Origin of the sequence: Streptomyces sp. SID3343, from assembly GCF_009865215.1 — a bacterium.
Taxonomy (GTDB): Bacteria; Actinomycetota; Actinomycetes; order Streptomycetales; family Streptomycetaceae; genus Embleya.
In genome coordinates, this window is sequence record NZ_WWJX01001198.1 from 1 (window position 1) to 313 (window position 313).

A 313-nucleotide genomic window follows, 5' to 3' on the forward strand; every position below is an offset into this window, starting at 1 on the left:
ATCTCGGCTGCGGGTTCGGGCGCGACTTCCGGCTCGGGTTCGGGGCCGATCTCGGCTGCGGGTTCGGGCGCGACTTCCGGCTCGGGTTCGGGGCCGATCTCGGCTGCGGGTTCGGGCGCGACTTCCGGCTCGGGTTCGGGGCCGATCTCGGCTGCGGGGCGGGGTTCGGGCTCGGGCTGCGGCTCTGGTGCCACTTCCGCCGCGGGCTCGGGCTCGATCTCGGCGGCGGGCGCACGCTCGGGCTCGGGTACCGGCTCGGATGCGACGTTCGACCCGGATTCGGGCACGACTTCCGCCGCAGGCTCGCCTTCGG

1 protein-coding gene is annotated in these 313 nt (G+C 75.1%); it reads right to left on the minus strand.

Annotation, left to right across the window (positions count from 1 at the left end; translation table 11 throughout):
• Positions 1-287 (minus strand): hypothetical protein (locus GT354_RS37500; protein ID WP_202512723.1); only part of this gene is annotated, 287 nt, incomplete at its 3' end.
• Positions 288-313: the final 26 nt, after the last annotated feature.